Origin of the sequence: Citrobacter tructae (genome assembly GCF_004684345.1) — a bacterium.
GTDB lineage: Bacteria > Pseudomonadota > Gammaproteobacteria > Enterobacterales > Enterobacteriaceae > Citrobacter > Citrobacter tructae.
Map to the genome: position 1 here is coordinate 4476824 of NZ_CP038469.1, position 24328 is coordinate 4501151.

A 24328-nucleotide genomic window follows, 5' to 3' on the forward strand; every position below is an offset into this window, starting at 1 on the left:
AGACAACCCTGAATTTGGTTGTGGCATGAATATTGCTGAAGGCCAGGTGGCGGGATTTCCCGTGATATGAGGGCTGAGCGTGTATGAGGCTTGATAGATATTTTTTGTAAATGACAGCGAAAATCTACCTGAATTGTTGAAATGCAGGCGAATAATACGGCTAATATTGAGTGTAGATCACACAATGATATTTGTGTGATAAAAATGTGATCCCGTTAAAATAATAACGCGGAAAATGTAGGGTATTTTCCGCGAAAATGAGATCTAGAAATTCCAGTCATCATCCTGTGTTTCGACGGTCTTTCCCATCACGTAAGACGATCCTGAACCGGAGAAAAAATCATGGTTTTCGTCGGCATTAGGCGACAGTGCGGCGAGGATTGCCGGGTTGACATCTGCCATTTCCGCTGGGAACAGGGCCTCATAGCCCAGATTCATTAAGGCTTTATTGGCGTTGTAACACAGGAACGCTTTCACATCGTCGACCCAGCCGGTTTCGGCATACAACTCTTCCGTGTAGCGAGCTTCGTTATCGTACAAATCCATTAGCAGATCGAGGGCGAAATTCTTCAGCTCTTCACGATCGCCCGATGAAATATGCTCCAGCCCTTTTTGATATTTATAGCCGATGTAATAACCGTGAACTGCTTCATCACGAATAATCAGGCGAATAAGATCGGCGGTGTTAGTCAGTTTGCCACGGCTGGAGAAATACATCGGCAGCCAGAAGCCAGAATAGAACAGGAAAGATTCCAGAAATACGCTGGCAATTTTTTTCTTCAGTGGGTTATCGCTGGCGTAATGTTGCAAAATAATGTTCGCTTTGCGCTGCAGTGAGGCGTTTTCTTCACTCCAGGTGTACGCCGCATCCACATCTTTGGTCTGACAAAGCGTAGAGAAAATAGAGCTGTATGAACGGGCATGCACCGCTTCCATAAAGCTGATATTCGACAACACTGCCTCTTCATGTGGGGTTAATGCATCCGCCATCAGCGCGGGCGCGCCAGCAATATTCTGAATGGTGTCGAGCAGCGTCAGCCCGGTAAAGACACGAATAGTTAGCTGCTGTTCGGTGGCATTTAGCGTTTGCCAAGCGGGAATATCATTCGACAGCGGGATTTTTTCCGGCAACCAGAAATTACTGGTCAGTCGGTTCCACACCTCCAGGTCTTTGTCATCCTCAATCTTGTTCCAGTTGATGGCGCTCACGTGGTTCAATTTCATCCTGCTCTCCTTACAGTGCGCATGACACGCAGCCTTCGATTTCAGTGCCTTCCAGCGCCAGCTGGCGTAGTCGGATGTAGTACAGCGTTTTGATGCCTTTTTTCCACGCATAGATCTGTGCTTTATTGATATCGCGGGTAGTGGCGGTATCCGGGAAAAAGAGCGTCAGCGACAGCCCCTGATCGACGTGTTTTGTCGCTTCGGCGTAGGTATCGATGATTTTTTGCGGGCCAATCTCATAGGCATCCTGATATAACGCCAGATTGTCGTTGGTCATAAACGGGGCAGGGTAATAAACGCGCCCGGTTTTACCCTCTTTGCGAATCTCCACTTTTGACACAATCGGATGAATACTTGAGGTGGCATGGTTGATGTAGGAGATGGAACCGGTAGGTGGCACCGCCTGTAAATTCTGGTTATAGATGCCGTAGCGCATCACATTCTCACGCAGCTGTGACCACATTTCGTGCGTTGGCAGCGTCACGCCGCTGGCGGCAAACAGCGTGCGGACTTTCTCGGTTTTCGGCTGCCAGTCGCCTGTTAAATAGCGGTCAAAATATTCACCGCTGGCGTAGCGCGACTGGCTGAATCCGGCAAAGGTCTGGCCGCGCTCTTTGGCCAGCAACATTGAGGTATGCAGAGCATGCCAGGTGATGGTGTAAAAATAGAGATTAGTGAAATCCAGCCCTTCCGGTGAACCGTAAGCAATATCTTCGCGCGCCAGATAGCCATGCAGGTTCATCTGTCCAAGGCCAATCGCGTGCGAGGCGCTGTTTCCGGCTTCAATCGACGGTACGCTGCGGATATGGCTCATATCTGAAACGGCGGTTAAACCCCGAATAGCCGTCGCAACGGTAAGGCCAAAATCCGGTGAATCCATGGTGTGGGCGATGTTCAGTGAGCCGAGATTGCAGGAGATATCGCGTCCGGTCTGCGCGTAGTCCAGGTTTTCATCGTAAGTTGAGGCGCTGTTGACCTGCAAAATCTCCGCGCACAGGTTGCTCATATTGATGCGACCGGCAATCGGGTTGGCGCGGTTCACCGTGTCTTCAAACATGATGTAGGGATAGCCGGACTCAAACTGAATTTCCGCCAGTCGCTGGAAGAAGTCACGGGCATTGATGTATTGCTTACTCACCCGCGTGTCGGCGACCAGTTCGTCATAATGTTCGCTGACGGCAATATCGCTAAACGGTTTGCCGTAAATACGCTCCACGTCATAGGGAGAGAACAGTGCCATCTGCGCATTCTCTTTTGCCAAACGGAAGGTGACATCCGGGATCACCACGCCGAGCGAGAGGGTTTTGATGCGAATTTTTTCATCGGCGTTTTCACGCTTGGTATCGAGAAAGCGCAGAATATCCGGGTGGTGCGCGTGCAGATACACCGCGCCCGCCCCCTGACGCGCGCCTAGTTGATTGGCATATGAAAAAGCATCTTCCAGCATCTTCATCACCGGGATCACCCCGGAAGACTGATTTTCAATTCGTTTGATCGGTGCTCCGGCTTCGCGCAGGCTGGAAAGCAGAAACGCTACGCCACCGCCGCGCTTGGAGAGTTGTAACGCGGAGTTTACCGCCCGCCCAATTGACTCCATGTTGTCTTCAATGCGTAACAGGAAGCAGGAGACCAGCTCGCCGCGTTGGGCCTTGCCGCAATTGAGGAAGGTTGGCGTGGCGGGCTGAAAGCGCCCAGCGAGCATTTCGTCGGTGAGTTGCAGGGCGAGAGTCTCATCACCCTGCGCCAGCGTCAGCGCCACCATCGTCACACGATCGGCAAAATCTTCGAGGTAGCGCTTACCGTCAAAGGTTTTCAGCGTATAGCTGGTGTAGTACTTCCATGCGCCGAGAAACGTCTGAAAGCGAAACCCGCTGGCGTGGGCGTGGGCAAACAATTTCACCACGAAAGCGCGATCGTAACGGGTTAAAACGCTTTCGTCGTAATAGCCTTCGCTAATCAGCGTATCCAGACGCGCATCTTGACTGGCAAAAACCACCGAGTTGGGTCGCACGTGGGTTGCCATAAAAGCATCCACCGCCTGATGGTCTTTATCAAACTGAATACGCCCGGCTTTATCGTACAGATTCAGCATGGCGTTTAGCGCGTGATAATCCAGCGTGGGCTGAATTACGCGTTCTGCGGTTGTTGTTGCCAAAATTCGCTCACTCCTTTTCGAACGTTGTCGATGTCGCCAGGCGTCCCCATCAGCTCAAAGCGATAGAGCCACGGCACAGCGCATTTTTGTGAAATCACGTCACCCGCACGGCCGTAGGCGTCACCAAAATTGCGATTGCCGGAGGCGATCACGCCGCGGATTAACGCCCGATTATGGGTATCGTTTAAAAAGCGGATCACCTGTCGCGGAACCGCGCCTGCCGTACCGCCGCCGCCGTAAGACGGCACGACTAAAATGTAAGGTTCGTCTACCCGTATCCGTTCGCGTTCGTTTAGCGGGATGCGCACGGCAGGTAGCCCCAGACGCTGCATAAAGCGATGCGTATTTTCGGAGCTGCTGGAGAAGTAGACGAGGGTACTCATGCGCTGGCCACGTGGGGTTGTGGGCGCAGGCGATTGATCATATCCGGGCGAAATCCTGACCAACTGGTTTCTCCTGCCACCACTACCGGTAACTGCCGAAACCCCTGCTCGCGCAAAATCTCTGCCATCTCAGGGGCCAGATCGACATTCACCATCTCAAAGTCAAACCCACGGCTCTCCATCGCCCGTTTCGTGGCGTGGCACTGAACACAGTTGTTGCGAGTGTAAATAACAATGCTCATGATTCGTATTTCCATTTAAAGATAAAAGAGCGGCGCGATAATGGCGTCGGGTTGTGTGTGTCCTGATAGACTCAATACTAGATGTAGTTTAAAAAAGATTCAACCATACAAGATATGGGAATTTTAGCAGGATGATGTTCAAGGCGATACATGGGGACGGGAGGGGCTTGTTGCCGGATAGAGTTATCCGGCAACCGATAAATTACATGCGCATACCCACCGCCAGGCGGTTAAAGCAGTTCATCAAGCTAATGGCGAACGTCAGATCGCTTATCTCTTTGGCGCTAAAATGGTCAAGCAGCGGCAGGTAAACATCGTCTTCGGCGTGCGTAGAGGCGATGTGGGTGACAGACTCGCTCCAGGCCAGCGCCGCACGTTCCTGCTCACTGAAATGGTGGCTAACCCGCCATCCTGCCAGCGCATCCAGTTTGGCCTGTGCTACGCCAGATTTGCGCAGGGCTTTGCTGTGCATTTCCAGACAAAACGCGCAGCCATTGATTTGCGAGATGCGCAGATAAACCAGTTCCATCAGCGTGATATCCAGCGCGCTGTTCTCCAGCGCTTTTTTCGCCTGCCCGAGGGCGTTATATACTTCGGGGCTGAGTTCATAATAGGGCTGGCGTAACATCGTCATGGTATTTCTCCTCGTTTGGATGACCCGCAATGTAGCACTATAATGGTCTGCTAAAGAGAGCCATATTGTTATTAAAAAAGCAGACCATAGATGCCACGCTATCAGCAAATTGCCCGTCAGCTAAAAAACGCGATTGAGAAAGGGGATCTTAAGCCTGGCGCACGATTGCCATCCAGCCGAACTTGGTCTCAGGAGCTCGGCGTTTCACGCTCAACGGTGGAAAACGCCTACGCCGAGCTGGTGGCGCAGGGCTGGCTTGAACGACACGGGCAGGCCGGGACGTTTGTCAGTAAGCAACTGCGACTGGACGCCACGCCTGTCGCACCAGCGGTCTTTGCCGGAGAAAATCCTACGCCGCAGCCTTTTCAGATGGGGTTACCGGCGCTCGATCTCTTTCCCCGCGAGGTCTGGGCGCGAGTGATGGGGAGGCGTTTACGTACGCAGACCCGTTTTGACCTCGCGCTTGGGGATGTTGGCGGCGAACTGTTGTTACGCCAGGCGATAGTTGATTACCTGCGGGTGTCGCGCAGTATTGAGTGCTTGCCGGAGCAGGTTTTTATTACCTCAGGCTATGCGGCATCAATGACCTTAATCCTGCGAGCGCTGGCAAAGCCTGGTGAAGGGATGTGGGTAGAAGATCCCGGCTTTCCGCTGATCCGCCCGGTTGTGACCCAAGAACAGGTCGAACTGATGCCCGTCCCGGTTGATGGCGAGGGTTTGGATGTGAGCGCCGGGATCCGTGACTACCCTCAGGCGCGTTTTGCACTCATCACGCCCGCCCATCAAAGCCCGTTGGGTGTTGCACTCTCACTCGCCCGTCGACATCAGTTGCTGGAGTGGGCCACCCGCGCGCAGGCATGGATCATTGAAGATGATTATGACAGCGAGTTTCGCTACCACGGGAAACCGTTGCCGCCGCTAAAAAGCCTGGATGCGCCGCAGCGGGTAATTTATGCCGGAACGTTCAGTAAATCGATGTTTCCGGCTTTGCGCACGGCATGGCTGGTCGTGCCCGTCACGCAGGTCGCGTGCTTTCGCCGCCAGGCCGCGCTGACAGCCTGTAGCGTGCCGCTGTTGTGGCAGCAAACGCTGGCGGATTTTATTCGCGATGGTCATTTCTGGCGGCACCTGAAAAAAATGCGGCAACACTATGCCCAGCGGCGTCAGTGGATGGAAATCGCGCTCACAGAACAAGGCTTTACCGTCGTCCCCCAGGAAGGGGGCATCCAACTTGTGATGTCGGTGACAGGCGAGGATACGGCGTTGGTGCGTAAAGCGAATCAAGCTGGTCTGGCCGTTCAGGCGTTAAGTCAGTGGCGAATAACATCCACGGGCAAGGGCGGAATATTACTGTCATTTACTAATATCCATTCGGCGGAAATGGCCCAGCAGACAGCCCGTCAACTTCGGCTGGCAATAACCTGATTCAGCACCATGCTTAAGATTGCCACCTCATCCTGGTCACGCGTTTATGGACTTTTCTGAAAGCGTTGCTAATGCTGAATCAGGTAAGGTAAGCCCGCAGTAAAAGATAACGAGGAAAAATATATGTATTTAAGACCCGATGAGGTGGCGCGCGTACTTGAGAAAGTAGGCTTTACCGTGGATGTGGTGACGCAGAAAGCCTACGGTTATCGACGTGGCGAAAATTATGTGTACGTTAATCGTGAAGCGCGCATGGGACGTACCGCATTAGTGATTCATCCCACATTAAAAGAACGAAGCTCTTCGCTGGCAGACCCGTCGACGGATATTAAAACCTGCGATCACTATCAGCAATTCCCGCTTTATTTAGCCGGAGAAACCCATGAGCATTATGGTATTCCCCACGGCTTTAGCTCGCGTATTGCGCTGGAACGTTATTTAAATGGGTTGTTTGGTGATGTGAGTTCAAACTAAAGACGCGACTGGCAGAGCCAGTCGCGAAGAGACGTTTAGGCTTTCGCCTGATGATAGCTGCTGACTTTAAACAGGCGGCGGCAATAATCAAGGAAGTAGCCATATACGGCACCCATCAGCATTGATACCACGATGTTTGAACTGACTGCTGCCGTGATCTGGTGCCAGTCTGCGCCAACCGTGAGCAGAATGATCACATACACCGGTGACTGGAATGTCACGTATGCCAGCACATCAGCCAGATTTTTTGCCCATCCCGCCGGCGTGGCTTTACGCGCCGCGCGCATAAACAGATCGCGATACATACCGTAAGGCCAGGCGATCAGAATGTTGACCGGAATCGCCACCAGTCGGGAAGAGAGCGACTGCTCAAAGGTCATTCCAGAAAGGAATACTTCAATCAACATGTTCACGACAGAACAGTAAACAACCATCGCGAACGTGTCTGCTACAGCATGACGCAAGCGTGACTGCGGAGAGAACATGTTAATGCTCCTTGTAAAATGAGGTAAAAAGGTATTGAATACCTTGCTGCTAGTGATTTGTCTGGTTGCTTTCGCGTTTTAATAGGATATATGCCTGCATAATAACTAGCAACTAGCTTAAAATTTTTATTTATTGCCTTTTTGTCGATAAAATGCTCTGCAATGGTTTGTTTTTTGTTCGTTTTGGCATTTTCGTTGTCATGTTGATTAAATGCCTTTCAAATCATTATGTTATGTTGATTTGTTTTTCTGGTTTTTTTACGCTCCTTTCTGAACGTTAATGAATATTACACGGGCATATTTATTTTTATTGCAGGCTTATTATAAAATACCGTCAAGGCTATTCCTGCGACTGAACGATAAATATTAAGGTGAGCGATTAGCTTAATATTTTTCGAACGACAGGGGCTGGAAATAGAATAACCAATCGAATACAATTTCTTCTGTATTACCATTTTTGTTTTATGCGTTAAAGAGGTTTTATTAATATGACTTCAATGTTAAAAAACTTAAATAATATCCGATCGCTGCGGGCGATGGCGCGTGAATTTCCCATCGATATTCTCGAAGAGATGCTGGAAAAATTCAGAGTTGTGACGCAAGAACGACGTGACGAGGAAGAACAGTTACAGCGGCAACGTGCAGAGAAGCAGGAAAAAATTAATACCTTGCTGGAGTTGATGAAAGCGGACGGAATTGATCCTGAAGCGTTGCTGAGCATAACGACAACGACAATGACATCACGATCCGTTAAAAAACGTCCGCCGCGCCCAGCGAAATATCGTTTTATCGATCTCAATGGTGAAACGAAAACCTGGACTGGGCAAGGCCGCACGCCGAAGCCCATTGCACTGGCGCTGGCAGCCGGTAAAACTCTCGATGATTTTTTGATCGCATAACGATAATTGTGTTGCCGGATAACGCATGTTTATCCGGCCTTCTCTGGGTCGGGCCATCGACTTTATTTCAACTGACTTCAACGTTAATTAATGAATCCTCTGGTTCCAGGGCATTCTGTCCAGCAATCGCGCCATGCCGCAAAATCCGGTAACACCCGCGAGGATAAGCCCGGCGCCGACAAAACCGCTGATCAGGAAGAAGGCGCTGTTAATGGCGTAACCGAGAACCACGCCGAGTAAGATAAGGCTGCCTGCGGCAATTTGCACCTGGCGCATCAGCGGTAACGGCTGTGATTTATCTTCGACGACCGACAAACCTGCAGCCTTCCAACCATCGATTCCCCCCTCCAATAACCAGGATTGTGCAGGTGCAGCAATCGCACTCAGTTTTGCGGCCGCGTTTTGCGTGCGCTTTCCCGACTGGCAGTGAAAAATAATGCGTTCGGCGCGTAAATTATCCGGTAATGATCCTTGATCGAGCGCGGACAACGGTGCCAGATGCGCCTGCGGGATATGTTCGCGCAGATATTCATCTGCATCACGAATATCAATCAGTTTTGCTCCCTGCGCTAACAGCGCCTGCGCCTCACGCGGGGAAATCGTCCCAATAGTCATATTGGCTCCTTATGGGCAATACAGTGTTTTTAATGTGGCGATGAGGGAATTCACCGCCGCATTTTTGATGAAGTAGAGAATGCGCTGGGCATCACGCTGGCTGTCGATTAACCCTTCTTCGCGCATCCGCGCCAGATGCTGGGAGGTGGCGGAAGGGCTTAGCCCGGTGATCCGTGCCAGCTCACCCGCGCTGGTCCCCGGTGACCCACAAAGCATGCATAAAATCAGCAACCGCTTTGGGTGGCTCATCGCTTTCAGCAAGGTGGCCGCCTGTTCAGCGCTGGCCTGGAGTTGTTCAAGTTCAGTCATAGTTACTTTAGTGATTTCTAAATTAAGTATATTCTAAAATAAAATGTCAACGTACGCCAGCGTCAAGAGCGTAAAGGAGGGTAAAACAGCAGGGAGAGGCTGGCGGAGTTGGGTACACTCACTAAGCTTAGAGATTAAATCTCTTTTTATACCCGTCATTCTTCACGTTGCATGTGCGTTGGCTGTGAGTTACTCGACTCATCCATGAGTCTCGCCCTTACGGGCCGCTGCTCCGCAGCGTTCAAATCTGTTCCTGACAGATTTGTCGCTCACCCGAATCACTTACCGGAGTAAGCTCATCGGGACTCACTCCCTTGCCGCCTGCCTGCAACGCGAATTATTTAGGGTATTCACAATGATTAATTTTTTGCTTGTATGGAGTGTGTATGGGTTTCTGGAGAATTGTTTTCACTATCATTCTGCCCCCGCTTGGCGTGCTGCTGGGCAAAGGCTTCGGCTGGGCGTTTATCCTCAATATTGTGCTGACGCTGCTGGGCTATATCCCAGGTCTGATCCACGCCTTCTGGATACAGACGCGTAATTAATACTCCCTGCCATCACGGCGCATTTGCGCCGTTTTCTTTGCCGTCCTTTCTCCTCTGCTACACTTCCTGGTGTTGATTGTTAATAACCGAGGTGGATATGGGACTCTTCAATTTTGTAAAAGATGCGGGTGAAAAACTTTGGGATGCGGTCACTGGAAATCATGACACTGCCGATCTGGCGAAAAAGGTGCAGGAACATCTGAGCAAAACCGGTATCCCTGATGCCGATAAAGTGAATGTTCAAATTAACGAAGGCAAGGCCACCGTTTCTGGCGATGGATTAAGCCAGGAAGCGAAAGAAAAAATCCTGATAGCGATTGGCAATATCTCCGGTATCGGCAGTGTAGACGATCAGGTTAAAACCTCTGCGCCTGCGAGTGAAAGCCAGTTTTATACCGTGAAATCAGGAGACACCCTGAGCGCGATTGCCAAGCAGGTTTACGGTAACGCCAATCTGTATAATCAGATATTTGAAGCAAATAAACCGATGCTGAAAAGCCCGGATAAAATTTATCCTGGGCAGGTTTTACGTATTCCGGAACAATAATGATGTTCAGGCTTATTCCGTCAGTAATTTGCCGGACATCGCCTGTTGAATAATCGGAATTGGCGTCAGCAGGTGCTGGCGCATTAATTCACTGGCGCGTGTGGCATCGCGTGCCAGAATTGCTTCGGTTAGCGTCTGATGCTGATCGTGTTTATCTTCCAGCATTTCCACCGACAGCACCGTTTTACGCAGCCAGATAAACCGGTAGCGCGCCGCCAGAGAGAACAGTCGTTCACGCATTTGCAGCAGATATTGCGATCCGCAGCCGGCAACAATCGCCGAGTGAAACGCCTGGTGGCGTTGATCCCATTCATCAAGCATTTTTTCGCTGGCATCAATGGCCTCCAGCTTGCTGAGCATATGCGCGCGCGCCAGAATTTCGGCTTCCCAGGCGTCGTCACCCCGCGCGATAGCCAGACTCACCAACATGGCTTCCATATTGGCGCGGGCGTCAAAAATATCGAGCAGTTCCTGCTCAGACATTGACGCTACGCGATACCCTTTCTGATTCACCACCGTGACCAGCCGCTCCGCCACCAGTTGCGAAAGTGCTTCGCGCAACGGTCCCACACCCAGTTCATAGCGCGAAGTCAGCAGGCTCATCCGCAGTTTTTCATCCGGCTGATACACTCCGCGGATGATGTCGTTCTTAAGCCAGCGGTATCCATCAATGGCCGTCGGTTGGGAAATGGCGGTCATGGTCTTACTCCTGAAAAGGTGTCCCGGCCTGCGCCGGGAACGGGTTTAACGCGAACTGTGTAGCGGTGCTTTTTGCCACGATAGCAGTTTTTTCCAGCGTGCCATAATCGGCACGGTGCAAATAATCGCGATGGCTAACAACCCGGTTGAGATAACTTCCAGTTGTTGCGCTGGACGAAACAGCATTGCTACCAGTACAAAACCAATAAAACCGATCACCAGCCACGTCAGCCACGGATAGAGCCACATTTTCATCTTGATATCGGCCCCTTCCGCCAGCAGGATTTTACGCATCCGCAGTTGGGAAATAGCAATGACCAGATAGACCAGCAGCGCGATGGCACCAGAGCTGTCGATGAGAAATTTAAACACTTTTGCCGGTGCGTAATAATTCACGATCACGGTGAGAAACGCCGCCCCGGTGGAGAGCAGCACGGCCACATAAGGCGTTTTGCTGCGGTTAGTTTTTCCCATAAAGGCCGGAGCATCGCCGCGACGGCTCAGGGAGTAAAGCATACGGGAGGAGGTATACAGTGCCGAGTTCAGACAACTGGTTACCGACAGCAGGATCACACAGTCCATGATCAGCTTGGCATGTGGGATATGCAGTAACTCCAGCACCGAGCGGTAAGATCCCACCTCTTTCAGTCCCGGCATGTTCCAAGGGATCAGCGCGACCACCACGAAAATAGAACACAGATAGAAAATGGAGATACGCCAGATGACCGAATTCGTGGCGCGCACGATGTGTTTATCCGGCGTGTCAGATTCTGCGGCAGCAATGGTGACAATTTCAGCCCCCATAAAGGAGAACATAGTGATCAGCATTGCGCTCAGCACCGCGCCAAAACCGTTGGGCATAAAGCCGCCCTGATCCCACAGCCTTGATACACCGCTTACTTCCGCGTACGGATAAAATCCGCTAATCGCCGCCGCACCCAGGGCGATGAACGCCAGGATGGCAATCACTTTGCACAGCGCCAGCCAGAACTCAAACTCACCGTAATTTTTGACGCTCAGCAAATTACTGCCGGTTAATGCCAGCGTGATAACCAGGGAAAATAACCAGATGGGAACGCCCGGGATCCATGAATGCAGGATGATGGCGGCAATGTTGGCTTCCAGCGGGATAACCAGCACCCAGAACCACCAGTACAGCCAGCCGATGGTATACCCTGCCCACGGGCCGATGGCTTTATCGGCATAGGTGGAAAACGATCCGGTATCAGGCGTGGCGACGGCCATTTCGGCCAGCATACGCATAATCATCACCACCAGTAACCCGGCGAACAGATAGGCCAGCAGTACCGCAGGACCGGCTTCTGCAATGGCCACGCTTGACCCTACAAACAGACTTGCGCCGATAACTCCGGCAATAGACAACATGGTGACGTGGCGTGATTTCAGCCCGCCCCCTAAATCATGTGATTGCGACACTTGCCCCATCTTTTAAACCTCTCGAAAGTATTTCACTTGGGAGAGCACCCCGGCATTCCCGCGCTGGGGCACGCGTATTATTGTTATTGATCCGTAAGCCGGATGGCGGCTCCGCCTTATCCGGCCTACGGATTGCGTTTCTTGTTGGCCGGATAAGGCGCGTTTGCGTCGCTATCCGGCACTGGTACAGGCGCGTTAGCCTTGCTTTGCCTCGGCAAAACACTGGGCGATGATGTCCAGACCCTGGCGGATTTGCCCATCTTCGATGGTCAGCGGAACGAGGATGCGCAGCACGTTGTAGTACGGTCCACAGGAGAGCAGGATCAGCCCTTTATCACGGGCGCGGGCGACAATTTCGGCGGTCAATTTAGCGTTAGGCTTATTGCGATCGCCGTCTTCGAATAGTTCGATCGCAATCATCGCGCCGAGCCCACGTACATCGCCGATTTCGCGGTGGGTTTCGGCAATCGCCAGCAAGCCGTCGCGCAGCGTTTGACCCAGTGAGTTGGCTTTTTGCAGCAGGTTTTCTTGCTCGAAAATATTCAGTACCGCCAGCGCGGCAGCACAGGCAATTGGGTTTCCGGCATAGGTGCCGCCCAGACCGCCCGGTGGGATCGCGTCCATAACTTCGGCGCGTCCGGTCACGCCCGCCAGCGGGAAGCCCCCGGCAATTGATTTAGCGAAGGTGGTGATATCCGGTGCGACGCCCATTTGCTCCATGGCGAACAGCGTACCGGTACGACCTGCGCCGCTCTGCACTTCATCGGCAATTAGCATGATCCCGTGCTCATCACAAATGGCGCGCAGGCGCTGCATAAAGGCAGGTGAAGCGGCATAAAAACCGCCTTCGCCTTGGATGGGTTCAATGACGATGGCGGCAATGTCTTCCGGTGCCGCATCGTTTTTGAAGATGCGATGAATGCTGGCGATGGCATCGTCTTCGCTGATGTCATGCAGCGCGCAAGGATACAGGGCGCGATAAACGTGGCCCGGCATCAGTCCCATCCCGGCAGAGTAGGGATTTACCTTGCCAGTCAGCGACAGGGTGTAGTGGGTACGGCCATGGTAAGCGCCGCTGAAGGCGATTGTACCGCTGCGTTTGGTGGCTGCGCGGGCGATTTTCACCGCGTTTTCCACCGCTTCGGAACCGGTCGTCACCAGCAGCGTTTTCTTGGCGAAATCGCCTGGCACCTTCTGGTTCATGATTTCACACAGTTCAAGGTACGGCTCGTAGGCCAGCACCTGAAAGCAGGTATGCGACAGCTTTTTCAACTGCGCTTCTACCGCTGAGACAATCTGTGGGTGCAGGTGGCCGGTATTCAGTACCGCAATACCGCCGGCAAAATCGAGGAATTCACGCCCTTCAACGTCCCAGACCCGGCAGTTTTCTGCGCGCTCGGCAAAAATAGGGTGGATCTGTCCTACGCCACGAGGGACCGCGTTGCTACGACGTTGCATGAGTTCTTTGTTGGTGCTCATCAGGTGTTCTCCAGTATTGTTTTATTAAAGTCCGATGCACATATATTTGATTTCTAAGTAATCTTCGATGCCGTATTTCGATCCTTCACGGCCAAGACCAGAGGCTTTGATGCCACCAAAGGGGGCCACTTCGTTGGAAATAATGCCGGTGTTAATCCCGACGATGCCGTACTCCAGCGCTTCGCCTACGCGGAAGACGCGGCTTAAATCACGGGCGTAGAAATAGGCGGCCAGACCGAACTCGGTGTCGTTGGCCTGCTGAATCACGTCGGCTTCATCGGTAAAACGGAACAGCGGTGCCAGCGGGCCAAAGGTCTCTTCTTTGGCGACTTTGGCGTGGTTGGGAACATCAACCAGGATGGTTGGCTGGAAGAAATTACCGCCCAGCGCGTGAGCTTTACCGCCGGTGAGCACCCGAGCGCCTTTATCCAGCGCGTCGGCGATATGCTCCTGCACTTTAGCGACCGCTTTCTCGTCGATCAGCGGTCCGGTGGTGACATCAGGTTGCAGGCCGTCACCGAGGTTCAGTTTGTTTACCGCCTGCTGAAGCTTTTCGGCGAAACGGTCATACACGCCATCCTGAACGTACAGACGGTTGGCGCAGACGCAGGTCTGCCCGGCGTTGCGAAACTTCGAAGCCAGTGCGCCTTCGACCGCTTTGTCGAGATCGGCATCGTCAAAAACGATAAACGGCGCGTTACCGCCCAGCTCCAGCGATACTTTTTTGATGTCTTTAGCGCACTGCTGCATCAATTGGCGACCAATTTCGGTCGAGCCGGTAAATGACAGCTTGCGCACCAGCGGGTTGCTGGTCAGTTCGTTGCCAACAGCACCCGCCGAACCGGTGACCACGCTGAAGACGCCCGCCGGGATCCCGGCGCGATTAGCCAGTTCTGCCAGCGCCAGTGCGGAGAACGGCGTCTGGCTGGCAGGTTTAAGCACCATGGTACAGCCTGCTGCCAGCGCCGGACCGGCTTTGCGGGTGATCATCGCGGACGGAAAATTCCACGGCGTAATCGCGGCGGTCACGCCGATAGGCTGCTTAATGACGATCAGGCGTTTATCGGCCTGATGGCCAGGGATCGTGTCGCCATAAATACGCTTACCTTCTTCGGCAAACCACTCAATAAAGGAGGCGGCGTAGGTAATTTCGCCTTTGGCTTCTGCCAGCGGCTTACCTTGTTCGAGGGTCATCAGGCGGGCGAGATCGTCCTGGTGCTCAATCATCAGGTTGAACCAGCGGCGCAGGATAGTCGCCCGCTCTTTGGCGGTCAGCGCACGCCAGGCGGGCAGCGCACGGTTAGCGGCTTCAATGGCTTCGCGGGTTTCATCGGCCCCCATTTTCGGTACGCTACCCAATTGCTGACCGTTGGCTGGATTGGTCACCGCGAGGATCTCGCCGCTGTTGGCGTTGCGCCAGTGGCCGTCAATCAGTGCCTGCTGGCGAAACAAGGTGGGATCGTTAAGTTGCATGATTGCTTCCTGTCGTAAAAAGTTTAACGGGTAAAGGCGGCGTGTAATGTCTCCACGCTACGTGCCGCACGCAGCGTGCGTCCGGGGTTGCTCTGGTTTTCCAGCAGCGCATGAACTTTGCTGACGATATGCGCGCCGATGGGGATCGCCGACGTTGCCGCCGGAGAAGGGGCGTTACAGGTGTGAATTGAGCGCGGCGTAGTGACAAACAGGAAATCGTCGATCAACTTACCGTCCGGCGATACCGCCTGTGCCCGCACGCCCGCAGGCCACGGCTGTAGATCCTTGAGCGTCAGGCTCGGGCAGTATTTTTGTACCAGCCGCAGATAGCCGCTTTTGCACAGCGAATTCTTCATTTCGCCAAGCCCTGATCGCAGGTTGTTTTGCAGCACGCGGCGGATGCCGGAAGAGCCGAAGATCTCCAGCGTATCGCTGAGCGAGAAGTCGTGTTTACGGTAGCCTTCGCGTTTAAACGCCAGCACCGCGTTGGGGCCGACCGTGACGCTGCCGTCGATCATGCGGGTAAGATGTACGCCGAGAAACGGCATCGCCGGATCGGGGATTGGGTAAATCAGATGATTAACTATCTGGTTATGTTCTGACGCCAGGCGGAAGTATTCGCCACGGAACGGACAGATGATAAAACCGGGCTCGACGCCGAGCATTTTCACCAGTCGGTCAGCCATCAGCCCGGAGCAGCTAATCAGCGTCGCGCCCTCATATTCCTGGCCCTGACGGGTATGCACAACCACGCCCGCTGTGTGTTCTTTCAGGGCGCTGACTTCGGCGTTATAAACAATCTCGCCACCTTTGGCCTGAAAAATCCTGGCCATCGCGGCGGTCACTTCGCGGTAGCTGACAATCCCACTCGACGGCACAAAAATCCCGCCGAGCCCGGTGATGTTGGGTTCGCGCTCGTGCAGTTCTTCGGCATTGAGCCATTCGCGCTCAAGACCGTTGGCGGCGGTGCGATCCCAAAGCGCGCGCATGCGCTCCATTTCCAGGTCTGAGGTGGCGACCAGCATCTTTCCGCAGACGTCATAGCGGATGTCATTTTGATCGCAAAAGGCTTTGGTGGCGCGGTTACCGGCCAGACAAAACTGCGCCTTCAGGCTGCCGGGGGTGTAATAGACCCCGGCATGAATCACGCCGCTGTTGTGGCCCGTCTGATGACAGGCCGGACCTGACTCTTTTTCCAGCAGCGCAATCCTGGCATCCGGGTAGACATCAATCAGTTGCATGGCGGTCGACATGCCGATAATGCCGCCGCCAATAATCACAAAATCATACATCCGCTTAATTCCTTCGTGCTTACTGATGAGTCTGGTAGTGGTTGGTGGCGTAGGCAAAATAACCACGCTGACGCATCAGTTCGCGGCGCAGGTCTGGGTGCGATGTAAAGCGATCGCGACCGTGCAGCCAGAACAGGTTGTTGATCAGCAGGAATTTGCCGACTGAAACCGGAACAGACAGGATGCTTTTGCTGGTTTCCAGCGCATCGGACAGGTCGCTTAGCCAGACACCTTCTTCATAATCTTTAGGCTGGACGAACTGGTCGATGTAGCGCATCACCGGGCGACCCTGCTGGTCGACGTCAAACACTGGATGAAACACGTCCTGGCTGACATTTTTGCTTGGCGGCGCGGCAAAGCGCATCGCGCGGCGGGCCAGCGGGTGGGTGAAGTAGTGGTCCAGATGTTCCCAGTCGTCGAGGTGCAGCAGCAGCGAGTTACCACCGGTCATGTTCTGCTCGTCGATTTTCATCATCAGCACGTAGTCGGTGATCTCTTCGAGGTAGGTACCGTCGTTATGCAGTTCCATCACGCGGTGCGGCTGGCGCAGGTAGCTGTCGGAGTTATCGACGTTTTTCACCACAAATCGCGCGTAGTACTGACCGCTCATCGCATCAAAGTTGGAGCGGCCGATCAGATGCGCCACCGCCGTCGCCAGCTTGACCATCTCCTCCGCCTGCGCCACGTCATCGACGCCTTCCGCGTTGATCAGCAATGCGCCTTCGGCACGATCCAGCAGCGTTTTTAGCAGCAGCGGTTGCAGTTGATTGCCGCACAAATCGTCGAGGATATTCGCCACTTTGAAGCGTAAGAAGGATTTGTATTCCAGCGCCTGCACTGGCCACTGCGCCACGGCTTGCAGAAATTGCTCAGCGGTCTGGGCAGAAAACGTCAGTTCCAGCAGGCGTGGAGACTGGGCTGACGGTTTCAGCGTAAAGCCGCTGTAGTGCTGGGCTGGATCTTCAGCGTTCGGTTGTACGGCAGTCAGTGCGTTCATCAGAATCGATCCTCTCAGTAGATTGTCAGGGAGACATGGTGCTGCTCGTTTCGTAGCCATAAATTAAAAATATCTACATTTTTGAAAAACGCGCACAGAATGAGCTTGTTTGTTTATTATTTGTGATCAAAAACAACAAATATTTAACATTATAAATGGTAGGGATAAATACCGGTAGAGGAAGGGGTAACAGGAAAGTTGTTTTAAAACAGTGGATTAATCAGCTGCCGCAGACGGAATGCTGCGGCAGCAAAAATGTCAGTAACCGACTTTATAAATGCGTCCGGTTTGGATGCCTTCGACGCTGCGGCGATAGGCGTTGGCGACCGTGGCGGCAGGGACGCTTTCAAAGCCGGGGAAGAACCCGTCATAGGCTGCGGCGGATTCACTCAGCACGGTGGGGCTTATCAGGTTAATGCGTATGCCGCGCCCTAATTCACAGGCTGCGGCACGAACAAAACCTTCCAGCCCGGCGTTGACCGTTGCCGCGCTTGCCCCCTGCACAATGGGCTCATGGGCGATAATGCCGCTAATCAGCGTGATAGAGCCGCCATCGTTGAGGTAATGCTGTCCGGTTAATGCCAGACGCACCTGGCCCAGCAATTTATCCTGCAATCCTTGATTAAACTCGCTGTCGGTCATGGTCGACAACGGGCCAAAGAACAGGCTACCGGTGGCGGAGACAATGGCATCCACCTTGCCGATTTTTTCAAACAGCGCCTGTACGCTCTCCTGCGAAGTGATATCGACCTGGTAATCACCCTGTGTGCGGCCCACGCGGACAATCTCATGTTTACGGCTCAACGTCTCTGTGACTGCACGACCCACGGTACCGCTGGCACCAATAACGACGATTTTCATAACCACCTCCAGAATAGTGTGAGCCACTATTCTTTAATGAAAATGAAATCGGATAAACTGGCTAAAAGTTAGATGATTACTAACCAGAGGTTTGTAATATGGATAAGTTACGCGGCATGGAAACGTTTATCGCCGTGGCCGAAAGCGGCAGCTTTACCGGGGCGGCAACGCGGCTGGAGATGTCGGCGGTAATGGTGGGGAAATATATCGCGCTGCTGGAAGCGCAACTCGGTACGCGACTGCTGGAACGCAACACTCGTCGCCAGAGCCTGACCGACGCCGGGCGTGTCTATTTTGAGGAAACCCGGCGGGTGCTGGAACAGGTGTCGATAGCTGAACGTTCGGTGGAGCGGCTGCGTTTGGCCCCGGCGGGGACGCTGCGCATCAGCGCACCTACCTCCTTTGGTGCCTGTGTCGTTTCGCCGCTGGCCGCTGCTTTTTTACAACGCTGGCCGGAAGTGCGCATTGAACTGGATCTGACCAATCGGATGGTTGATCTGGTAGATGAAGGGGTCGATCTGGCGATCCGCATTGGTGATATTCATCAGACGGATGTGGTGGCCAAATATCTGTGCCCGTACCGCATGGTGATCTGCGCGTCAGCGGACTATCTGGCACGCCACGGTACTCCCCAGACGCCCGCAGATCTGGTGGATCATCTGTGTTTATCTCACACAGTGTGGACGGCGCGTAACGAATGGATACTGCCGGGTATGGAAGGCGAAGTCAGATGGAAACGCGATGCGATCCTGCGGTGTAACGATGGTCATGGTCTGCGTATGGCGGCAGTCGCGGGTGCTGGTCTGCTGTTGCAGCCGGAAGTGTTACTGGCGGAAGAGCTTGCCAGCGGCAAACTGGTTCGAGTGCTGGAAGGGTTTACGCCGCAGCCGCGACCTATTCATCTGCTGTGGCGTCAGGATTTACGCCCATTGCCGAAACTGACGCAGTTTGTAGAGCATATGTTGGGCGGGACGCTGAGCCTACGTTGACATTGAAATTGATGCCAGATCATAAAGAATTGGTGATAACAGGAAGAAACATGTTGATAGATGTAGCGGCAGCTTCAATAGTGTTATTGCGTGAAATTGCAATGAGGTTAAAGCAAGGTATCAATATTACTTTACCCATCGACGTGGTTTTTCGCAGAAGTGATTATGCGGTGGTTTCGCACTGTAGCTTGTTGGTATATAAATATTGTATCTATAAGTTATTAAAATCCGCCCTTAACAGGGCGGAATCAGATGTTAACTAATGAAAATAATTCTACGTTTATCTAGTTTTTCGCTTAGGATTTCATTATTTACGCCATTAGTTGTAATAATATATTCCATATTGGTTTTAACTCCAGTAAGAGTGATTGTTATTGTTTTTTTGTCAGGGCTTAGCATGATGTTGCTAATGCTGAGTCCCTGATTAACAATATACGAATCAATATTTTTTGAGCTGTAGTTATCCGCTGCCTGACTAAGTTGTAAAACTAAAACGTTAGTGGTGGCATCGAAAGAGGATTTAATAACATCGAAACTGTTACTGGCATAAACTTTTATCGCATCCACTGTCAGCCATTTCCCGCTTCGTTTCACTCCTTTTAATACATGAGTGTCAGGTGACAGATTTTTAACACTAAAAACAATATCGCTATACTGTAGGGACTCACTCCATGTGTTGGCAGTGCCAGTAAAGACATTATCCACATAGAAATCGATATCACCCTGATCGTTATTTCTTTCGCAGTAAACTGAGGTATTACGTCCATTGAATGTAAATTCAAAATAGTCGCCATTGTTTTGTGTGACCTGACTTTTACCATCAAGACTATCCGGGCGACCTTCAGCTAACCACCAACCGGAACCGGTATAAACGATGGCATCACTGCTTTCCTGAATCAGTATCTCAGGCACCTGCTGGCCAAATATTTTCTGATTACCGGAAACAATGACAGGGTGTTTCATATAGGTATCCCATATCAGACCACTGCGATAGTTTTCGATCATGATGAGAGATAGCCCTTTGATTAGACCTGAATTACTCTCGCAATACCATGGCGCGGATTTTGAAGTATTAAAGGATTCGATAAAACCGTACCCGGTCCACAGTTGCGGATTTTTATACCATGCCATCATGGCTTGAAGAGTTTCTTTTGGCATGAAAGGTAAGCTGCCAATAGGGCCGCTCGGTGTAATAGTACCGTCAGTAAAATGCATATTATTGGCGCCAATATTTCCTGATGGCGGTGCCCCATATGCGGCATACCCATTAGGTCCATTGCAAGCAGTAAGACCCCAATTATCGGCATCAAGTGAGGGTAGAACTTCATTGTTAGCAATACAAAACTCTCTGTTAGCTTTGCTTGCATTGATACTATTTTGCCACCAGTCTGCACCTTGCTTGTCCCAAAGACGACGAAAATCGAGCCAGGCATGTGAAAACTGATATGTGAAGAGCTGACCACCCCAAACATAAATTAAGTCACCACTGTCCCCATAGTGACCATACTTACGTTCAAGTTTATAAAACATATCAGCTGCATTAGCGGGAGTATGTTTTGTAGAACCAGTAGCCATTGGGTACATACAGAATTGTTCCGCATACCCACCCCAGGTAGCTGAAATAGGGGCGAGATCAGCATCCCAGCCCATGGTGAAGTTACCATCTGAGGCAACGGCTGCATCCCATTCTACGTCATCGAAAATTTGTTGAGCAAGCGTACCAATAGGACCACCAAAATATTGACCAGCGGTCAGTATACCATTGAGTGCAAGCATGGTATCGACGGTCGACACTTCAGACTCCAGCGTATCGAGCGTATCCATATCAATAAAATGATAAAAGAAGCCTTTGTACCGAAGCGCAGCATTCTGTAACGTCAGAAGTGAGTTGTATAGACGATTTTCTGCCTCCGCTCTGCTAAGCCATCCTCTCTCAACAGCAATAACAAGTGCGCTGAACGCGAAGCCTGAGCAGGCAATTGATGCTCTTCTAGAATTTGCCCGGTCAGCAACTAATCCATAGCCAATTGCGCCGTCTGTTATATTTGCCTCTCTCCAGAAATATTCGAATGACAACCTTGCTTCTTCCTCTAGAAGCTCTTCTTCAGTTAAAGAAATTACGGCTCTTGCCGTCTGGTATACCTCGACTTCGTAGAATGAAGGACCTTTATTTGTGGTGAGTTCTGTAATCACTATTCGCAGTGCTTTGCTGCTCGTCAGATAAGGTAAAACAATAGGTTTAGTAATATCACTTCCCTGGTAAATATCTTTCCAGCTATCATCTTCACTATTCTGAATTTGTAGTGTAAATGCCTTAATCCGTGTGACCTCCTCACTCGTAATGAATTCATTGACTGAAATACGGTCGAATGATTCTTCTTTGAGAAAAGAAATAGTCAATGTCACAGGTAGCTGTGTGTTGTCATTAGCAGCCCAGCGAGTAGAGGGATTGCCATCAGTGGCATATGCTGCTTTATACTCCGTTCGTTCGTCATACCATACATCACTTGCTACGGTTACGGCACCTTTTGCCAGATTTACTGGCTGAATAACGGGTAGTAATGGTAACGTTGAGTTAAAAGCAGAAAAGGAGTACAGACTTGCCGGTTTAGTCTCATCAATACAAGATAAAATTGTAAGGATTATTTTATCACCAGTTGTTAATGTGGGAAGATTTAAAAGACAGTTCTGCTCTGGATTTTCACCACTTAAGCTGGCAATTAGCTGCGTTTCTGAATAAATATCAATAGTGAATTTAGCAATGCGCTGTTCATATTGATTAAATCCAAGCAGATCGAACGAAGTCAATCCGTTAAAAGTAATCTCCAGTTGAACGTTACTTGCCTGATCGGTCGCCCAACGCGTTTGTGGATTCCCGTCCACTACATTCTGAGCGGCATAATCTGTCGTATCGTGGTTCCACACGTTACTGGCTTCAGCATGGCTAAATAGTGCCACATCCGGATAATTTTTAGGTTGTGGAGTGTCTTCAAACTCCATTACCAGAACCATACCAAGTGGGTCACTTAAGGTATCAGGAAGCGGGACACACATACATCCATTCAGTAAGTTGAAACTAACGGTATTTTCCGGGGAGGTAAGCCAATATACGTTCGTAGGAAGAGAAATCGGTTGTTCAATTCGAAGTAATTTATCTGAAGTCAATTTTGTTACTGTGACAAATAGCTTTGCTTTATTTTTATGAGCAAACGAAGATTTACCTAATGTGCAAAATACGCCAGGTTGCATTGACACATTAAGCGTACCTGCCCGGGTTTGGTAAACCGCTTCACCCCATGTCTGCATCCAATTTCCAATCCCGGAAAGGCTATCAACACAGGGCTGTGGGATCACACCTTCAGCATCAGGGCCTGTGTTGAGCAGTAAATTCCCACCTTTACTTGCGCAATCAAGAAGGTCGTTGAGAAGTTCGCTAGTGCTCTTCCAGTTATTGTCTGCTGAATTGTATCCCCACGAATTATTCATCGTCATACATGCTTCCCAGGGGCCGCTCATGGAGCCTGCTGGAATACTCTGTTCTGGCGTTGAATAATCGCCAACTGAATTGCCAATACGATCGTTAATGATGATATCTGGCGACATGCGCCGTAAAAAATCTCTGGTTTCGGTAGAGACATCTTGTGTGTTAAATGCAGCCCACGCACCGTCGAACCAGATAAGAGCAGGGTCGAAAATTTCGATCAACTCTTTCAGGTGTTCCTTCATTTCTGAAAGATAGCGAGTGACATCTTCTGGACTGATTGTTGATGGGTCTATTTCAGCTGCGTTTTCGATATTCACTTCGTTGACATTACCCCAGTCCAGCAAAGAGTAGTAGCAACAAAATATAATGCCTCTTTCACGACATGCAGCGGCCAGGGGGCGAAGAACAGACTTGTGTATAGATGCTGTATTTTCGACGTCATAAGGGGCAAACTCCTTGACGTTGGTATCAAACATAGCAAAACCATCATGATGTTTTGTTGTGATGGTAAGGTATTTTTGCCCTGCATCCGAAATCATATATGCCCATTCTTCAGGGCTGTACTTACTGGGTGCAAAAGGCACACATGCTTCAGTAATGTATTCATCTTTTGGGATGTGGTCTGTATTCATGACCCACTCACCTTTAGCAAGGACAGAATATGCCCCCCAGTGCATCATATGGCCAAATCGTGCGTCATCGAACCACTTCATTCTTCGAATTTTATCTTCTGCAGTCTCTGTTCCTGAATATTGAGAAAAAACAAACCAGTTCAGATAGCCAGTAAAACCTTCCGGGAATAACATATAGATATCAGTTGATTCAGAGTAGCTATTCTCGATATCACCACTGACAGACTCAGTGAAGTAATTTTCCACGCCTGATGTTTTTACTGTGAATGTCCAGAGTGGATCATTTTCCATCGAGCCACTAAAAATTTGTATCTTCTGATTGGATGTTTGTGTTGAGGCAAACAACATACAATTTGCAAACATCCCGATAGGAATAGTCGTATTGAATTTAAGCCATGAGCCAGCCGGAAGATCCATGACGGATTGATCTGTTTGCTCTCTGGGGGAGTTGTCAAAATGAGTAAGACGGTAGTTATCAACTGATGATAGTTGTACCGTAGTATTAGACTCTATATAGTCTTGAAAATATATGATATTATTTTTCATATTATACCTTTTGAAGAGAGTGTTATAATTAATTGATTATTAAATTAAGGGGTATTGTTGCCAGGGTAATTGAAAATGAGGTCCGTCACAGAATGGTTTCCAGTCTCCACCCCATTCAATAGGAATGTTTAATATTGAAGAAGCATTTTTAAAAGCAACGGCAATCTCCTTATAATATTTAAAGTCCCATGAGACTGATGTTGTTGGATAAGCCATAACATCAATAGCATGACCAGATAGATGTCTACTATTTAGAGTTTTTGATTTTCCTTCTGCATATAATTTTTTTTGTCGCTCAATTGATCGGAGTCCTTCAGATATACCAAAGTCCACAACTGACAGTTCAAGTGCTTTATACGCTAACTTGCATAAGTCAGGATGAACATCATTTAAAAATAATAAACTCCTGTTGCTAAAAACGTTGTCTTTCATTTTTTACCTTTTTGTTTAAAAAGTTAGAGGGTAATTGTTATATTGATACTTTAAAAAAGTTAAAAGTTTT

At 50.7% G+C, this 24328-nt stretch carries 23 protein-coding genes; 6 read left to right on the top strand and 17 right to left on the bottom strand.

The annotated features are described in order from the left end of the window. Window positions 1-264: 264 nt before the first annotated feature. The 5 genes from nrdF to E4Z61_RS22160 all read right to left on the bottom strand — a co-directional run bounded on the left by nrdF (window position 265) and on the right by E4Z61_RS22160 (window position 4638). The gene (gene nrdF / locus E4Z61_RS22140; RefSeq protein ID WP_135324583.1) at window positions 265-1224 is read right to left on the bottom strand and encodes a class 1b ribonucleoside-diphosphate reductase subunit beta; all 960 of its coding nucleotides are present in this window, start codon (window positions 1222-1224) and stop codon (window positions 265-267) included. A gap of 10 nt (window positions 1225-1234) precedes the next feature. Continuing rightward, on the bottom strand, window positions 1235-3379 hold the full coding sequence (gene nrdE, locus E4Z61_RS22145; protein ID WP_135324584.1) for a class 1b ribonucleoside-diphosphate reductase subunit alpha: 2145 nt from the start codon (window positions 3377-3379) through the stop codon (window positions 1235-1237). Continuing rightward, entirely contained in the window at window positions 3352-3762 is a 411-nt protein-coding gene (gene nrdI / locus E4Z61_RS22150) for a class Ib ribonucleoside-diphosphate reductase assembly flavoprotein NrdI (RefSeq protein WP_135324585.1), read from the bottom strand. The genes nrdE and nrdI overlap by 28 nt, the downstream gene beginning before the upstream one ends. Beyond that, window positions 3759-4004 (bottom strand): glutaredoxin-like protein NrdH, encoded by a 246-nt coding sequence (nrdH, locus tag E4Z61_RS22155; RefSeq protein ID WP_135324586.1) that lies wholly within the window; start codon window positions 4002-4004, stop codon window positions 3759-3761. Before nrdH ends, nrdI begins: the two co-directional genes overlap by 4 nt. Window positions 4005-4206: 202 nt before the next feature. After that, the gene (locus E4Z61_RS22160) at window positions 4207-4638 is read right to left on the bottom strand and encodes a carboxymuconolactone decarboxylase family protein (RefSeq protein ID WP_135324587.1); all 432 of its coding nucleotides are present in this window, start codon (window positions 4636-4638) and stop codon (window positions 4207-4209) included. Between the two features lie 90 nt (window positions 4639-4728). Between E4Z61_RS22160 and pdxR the strand changes: the two genes are divergently transcribed. Together pdxR and E4Z61_RS22170 are read left to right on the top strand one after the other, a co-directional pair. After that, window positions 4729-6063 carry a MocR-like pyridoxine biosynthesis transcription factor PdxR gene (pdxR, locus tag E4Z61_RS22165; protein WP_135324588.1) on the top strand — a complete coding sequence of 445 codons (1335 nt, stop codon included), beginning with the start codon at window positions 4729-4731 and terminating at the stop codon, window positions 6061-6063. Window positions 6064-6186: 123 nt separating this feature from the next. Further along, complete coding sequence (locus E4Z61_RS22170) at window positions 6187-6537, top strand: DUF2002 family protein (protein ID WP_135324589.1); 351 nt, start codon at window positions 6187-6189, stop codon at window positions 6535-6537. A gap of 35 nt (window positions 6538-6572) precedes the next feature. Here E4Z61_RS22170 and alaE read toward each other — a convergent pair whose 3' ends face one another. Beyond that, a complete protein-coding gene (gene alaE, locus E4Z61_RS22175) occupies window positions 6573-7022 on the bottom strand; it encodes an L-alanine exporter AlaE (protein WP_135324590.1) in 450 nt (149 codons plus the stop codon). Between the two features lie 488 nt (window positions 7023-7510). Here alaE and stpA point away from each other — a divergent pair, with 488 nt between their 5' ends. Then, window positions 7511-7921 (top strand): DNA-binding protein StpA, encoded by a 411-nt coding sequence (stpA, locus tag E4Z61_RS22180; RefSeq protein ID WP_135324591.1) that lies wholly within the window; start codon window positions 7511-7513, stop codon window positions 7919-7921. Between the two features lie 87 nt (window positions 7922-8008). On the opposite strand, the gene E4Z61_RS22185 is transcribed toward stpA, so the two are convergent. Next, the gene (locus E4Z61_RS22185; protein WP_135324592.1) at window positions 8009-8536 is read right to left on the bottom strand and encodes a rhodanese family protein; all 528 of its coding nucleotides are present in this window, start codon (window positions 8534-8536) and stop codon (window positions 8009-8011) included. A 9-nt stretch (window positions 8537-8545) separates the two neighbouring features. Continuing rightward, window positions 8546-8845, bottom strand: a complete 300-nt coding sequence (locus tag E4Z61_RS22190) for an ArsR/SmtB family transcription factor (RefSeq protein ID WP_135324593.1) — start codon at window positions 8843-8845, stop codon at window positions 8546-8548. A gap of 386 nt (window positions 8846-9231) precedes the next feature. Here E4Z61_RS22190 and E4Z61_RS22195 point away from each other — a divergent pair, with 386 nt between their 5' ends. Together E4Z61_RS22195 and lysM are read left to right on the top strand one after the other, a co-directional pair. Continuing rightward, window positions 9232-9390 (top strand): YqaE/Pmp3 family membrane protein, encoded by a 159-nt coding sequence (locus tag E4Z61_RS22195; protein WP_003037242.1) that lies wholly within the window; start codon window positions 9232-9234, stop codon window positions 9388-9390. 97 nt (window positions 9391-9487) lie between these two features. Beyond that, on the top strand, window positions 9488-9937 hold the full coding sequence (gene lysM / locus E4Z61_RS22200; RefSeq protein WP_135324594.1) for a peptidoglycan-binding protein LysM: 450 nt from the start codon (window positions 9488-9490) through the stop codon (window positions 9935-9937). Window positions 9938-9949: 12 nt separating this feature from the next. On the opposite strand, the gene csiR is transcribed toward lysM, so the two are convergent. From csiR to E4Z61_RS22235, 7 genes are all read right to left on the bottom strand, one after another. After that, a complete protein-coding gene (gene csiR / locus E4Z61_RS22205; protein ID WP_135324595.1) occupies window positions 9950-10636 on the bottom strand; it encodes a DNA-binding transcriptional regulator CsiR in 687 nt (228 codons plus the stop codon). 45 nt (window positions 10637-10681) lie between these two features. Next, the gene (gene gabP, locus E4Z61_RS22210; protein ID WP_135324596.1) at window positions 10682-12082 is read right to left on the bottom strand and encodes a GABA permease; all 1401 of its coding nucleotides are present in this window, start codon (window positions 12080-12082) and stop codon (window positions 10682-10684) included. A gap of 186 nt (window positions 12083-12268) precedes the next feature. Next, on the bottom strand, window positions 12269-13552 hold the full coding sequence (gene gabT / locus E4Z61_RS22215) for a 4-aminobutyrate--2-oxoglutarate transaminase (protein ID WP_135324597.1): 1284 nt from the start codon (window positions 13550-13552) through the stop codon (window positions 12269-12271). Between the two features lie 24 nt (window positions 13553-13576). Continuing rightward, window positions 13577-15025 (bottom strand): NADP-dependent succinate-semialdehyde dehydrogenase, encoded by a 1449-nt coding sequence (gabD, locus tag E4Z61_RS22220; RefSeq protein ID WP_135324598.1) that lies wholly within the window; start codon window positions 15023-15025, stop codon window positions 13577-13579. A 23-nt stretch (window positions 15026-15048) separates the two neighbouring features. Continuing rightward, on the bottom strand, window positions 15049-16317 hold the full coding sequence (lhgO, locus tag E4Z61_RS22225; RefSeq protein ID WP_135324599.1) for an L-2-hydroxyglutarate oxidase: 1269 nt from the start codon (window positions 16315-16317) through the stop codon (window positions 15049-15051). Window positions 16318-16336: 19 nt separating this feature from the next. Further along, a complete protein-coding gene (gene glaH / locus E4Z61_RS22230) occupies window positions 16337-17314 on the bottom strand; it encodes a glutarate dioxygenase GlaH (protein ID WP_135324600.1) in 978 nt (325 codons plus the stop codon). A gap of 258 nt (window positions 17315-17572) precedes the next feature. Then, window positions 17573-18175, bottom strand: a complete 603-nt coding sequence (locus tag E4Z61_RS22235) for a short chain dehydrogenase (protein WP_135324601.1) — start codon at window positions 18173-18175, stop codon at window positions 17573-17575. A gap of 98 nt (window positions 18176-18273) precedes the next feature. Here E4Z61_RS22235 and E4Z61_RS22240 point away from each other — a divergent pair, with 98 nt between their 5' ends. Then, entirely contained in the window at window positions 18274-19164 is an 891-nt protein-coding gene (locus E4Z61_RS22240; protein WP_135324602.1) for a LysR family transcriptional regulator, read from the top strand. Between the two features lie 255 nt (window positions 19165-19419). On the opposite strand, the gene E4Z61_RS22245 is transcribed toward E4Z61_RS22240, so the two are convergent. Beyond that, on the bottom strand, window positions 19420-23826 hold the full coding sequence (locus tag E4Z61_RS22245; RefSeq protein WP_135324603.1) for an alpha-L-fucosidase: 4407 nt from the start codon (window positions 23824-23826) through the stop codon (window positions 19420-19422). 39 nt (window positions 23827-23865) lie between these two features. Then, complete coding sequence (locus E4Z61_RS22250; protein ID WP_135324604.1) at window positions 23866-24258, bottom strand: M15 family metallopeptidase; 393 nt, start codon at window positions 24256-24258, stop codon at window positions 23866-23868. Between the last annotated feature and the right edge of the window lie 70 nt (window positions 24259-24328).

Bases quoted from the DNA above. Each gene is read 5' to 3' on its own strand.
- nrdF (WP_135324583.1), bottom strand. From the start codon at position 1,224: ATGAAATTGAACCACGTGAGCGCCATCAACTGGAACAAGATTGAGGAT.
- nrdI (WP_135324585.1), bottom strand. From the start codon at position 3,762: ATGAGTACCCTCGTCTACTTCTCCAGCAGCTCCGAAAATACGCATCGC.
- nrdH (WP_135324586.1), bottom strand. From the start codon at position 4,004: ATGAGCATTGTTATTTACACTCGCAACAACTGTGTTCAGTGCCACGCC.
- E4Z61_RS22160 (WP_135324587.1), bottom strand. From the start codon at position 4,638: ATGACGATGTTACGCCAGCCCTATTATGAACTCAGCCCCGAAGTATAT.
- pdxR (WP_135324588.1), top strand. From the start codon at position 4,729: ATGCCACGCTATCAGCAAATTGCCCGTCAGCTAAAAAACGCGATTGAG.
- E4Z61_RS22170 (WP_135324589.1), top strand. From the start codon at position 6,187: ATGTATTTAAGACCCGATGAGGTGGCGCGCGTACTTGAGAAAGTAGGC.
- alaE (WP_135324590.1), bottom strand. From the start codon at position 7,022: ATGTTCTCTCCGCAGTCACGCTTGCGTCATGCTGTAGCAGACACGTTC.
- stpA (WP_135324591.1), top strand. From the start codon at position 7,511: ATGACTTCAATGTTAAAAAACTTAAATAATATCCGATCGCTGCGGGCG.
- E4Z61_RS22185 (WP_135324592.1), bottom strand. From the start codon at position 8,536: ATGACTATTGGGACGATTTCCCCGCGTGAGGCGCAGGCGCTGTTAGCG.
- E4Z61_RS22190 (WP_135324593.1), bottom strand. From the start codon at position 8,845: ATGACTGAACTTGAACAACTCCAGGCCAGCGCTGAACAGGCGGCCACC.
- E4Z61_RS22195 (WP_003037242.1), top strand. From the start codon at position 9,232: ATGGGTTTCTGGAGAATTGTTTTCACTATCATTCTGCCCCCGCTTGGC.
- lysM (WP_135324594.1), top strand. From the start codon at position 9,488: ATGGGACTCTTCAATTTTGTAAAAGATGCGGGTGAAAAACTTTGGGAT.
- csiR (WP_135324595.1), bottom strand. From the start codon at position 10,636: ATGACCGCCATTTCCCAACCGACGGCCATTGATGGATACCGCTGGCTT.
- gabP (WP_135324596.1), bottom strand. From the start codon at position 12,082: ATGGGGCAAGTGTCGCAATCACATGATTTAGGGGGCGGGCTGAAATCA.
- gabT (WP_135324597.1), bottom strand. From the start codon at position 13,552: ATGAGCACCAACAAAGAACTCATGCAACGTCGTAGCAACGCGGTCCCT.
- gabD (WP_135324598.1), bottom strand. From the start codon at position 15,025: ATGCAACTTAACGATCCCACCTTGTTTCGCCAGCAGGCACTGATTGAC.
- lhgO (WP_135324599.1), bottom strand. From the start codon at position 16,317: ATGTATGATTTTGTGATTATTGGCGGCGGCATTATCGGCATGTCGACC.
- glaH (WP_135324600.1), bottom strand. From the start codon at position 17,314: ATGAACGCACTGACTGCCGTACAACCGAACGCTGAAGATCCAGCCCAG.
- E4Z61_RS22235 (WP_135324601.1), bottom strand. From the start codon at position 18,175: ATGAAAATCGTCGTTATTGGTGCCAGCGGTACCGTGGGTCGTGCAGTC.
- E4Z61_RS22240 (WP_135324602.1), top strand. From the start codon at position 18,274: ATGGATAAGTTACGCGGCATGGAAACGTTTATCGCCGTGGCCGAAAGC.
- E4Z61_RS22245 (WP_135324603.1), bottom strand. From the start codon at position 23,826: ATGAAAAATAATATCATATATTTTCAAGACTATATAGAGTCTAATACT.
- E4Z61_RS22250 (WP_135324604.1), bottom strand. From the start codon at position 24,258: ATGAAAGACAACGTTTTTAGCAACAGGAGTTTATTATTTTTAAATGAT.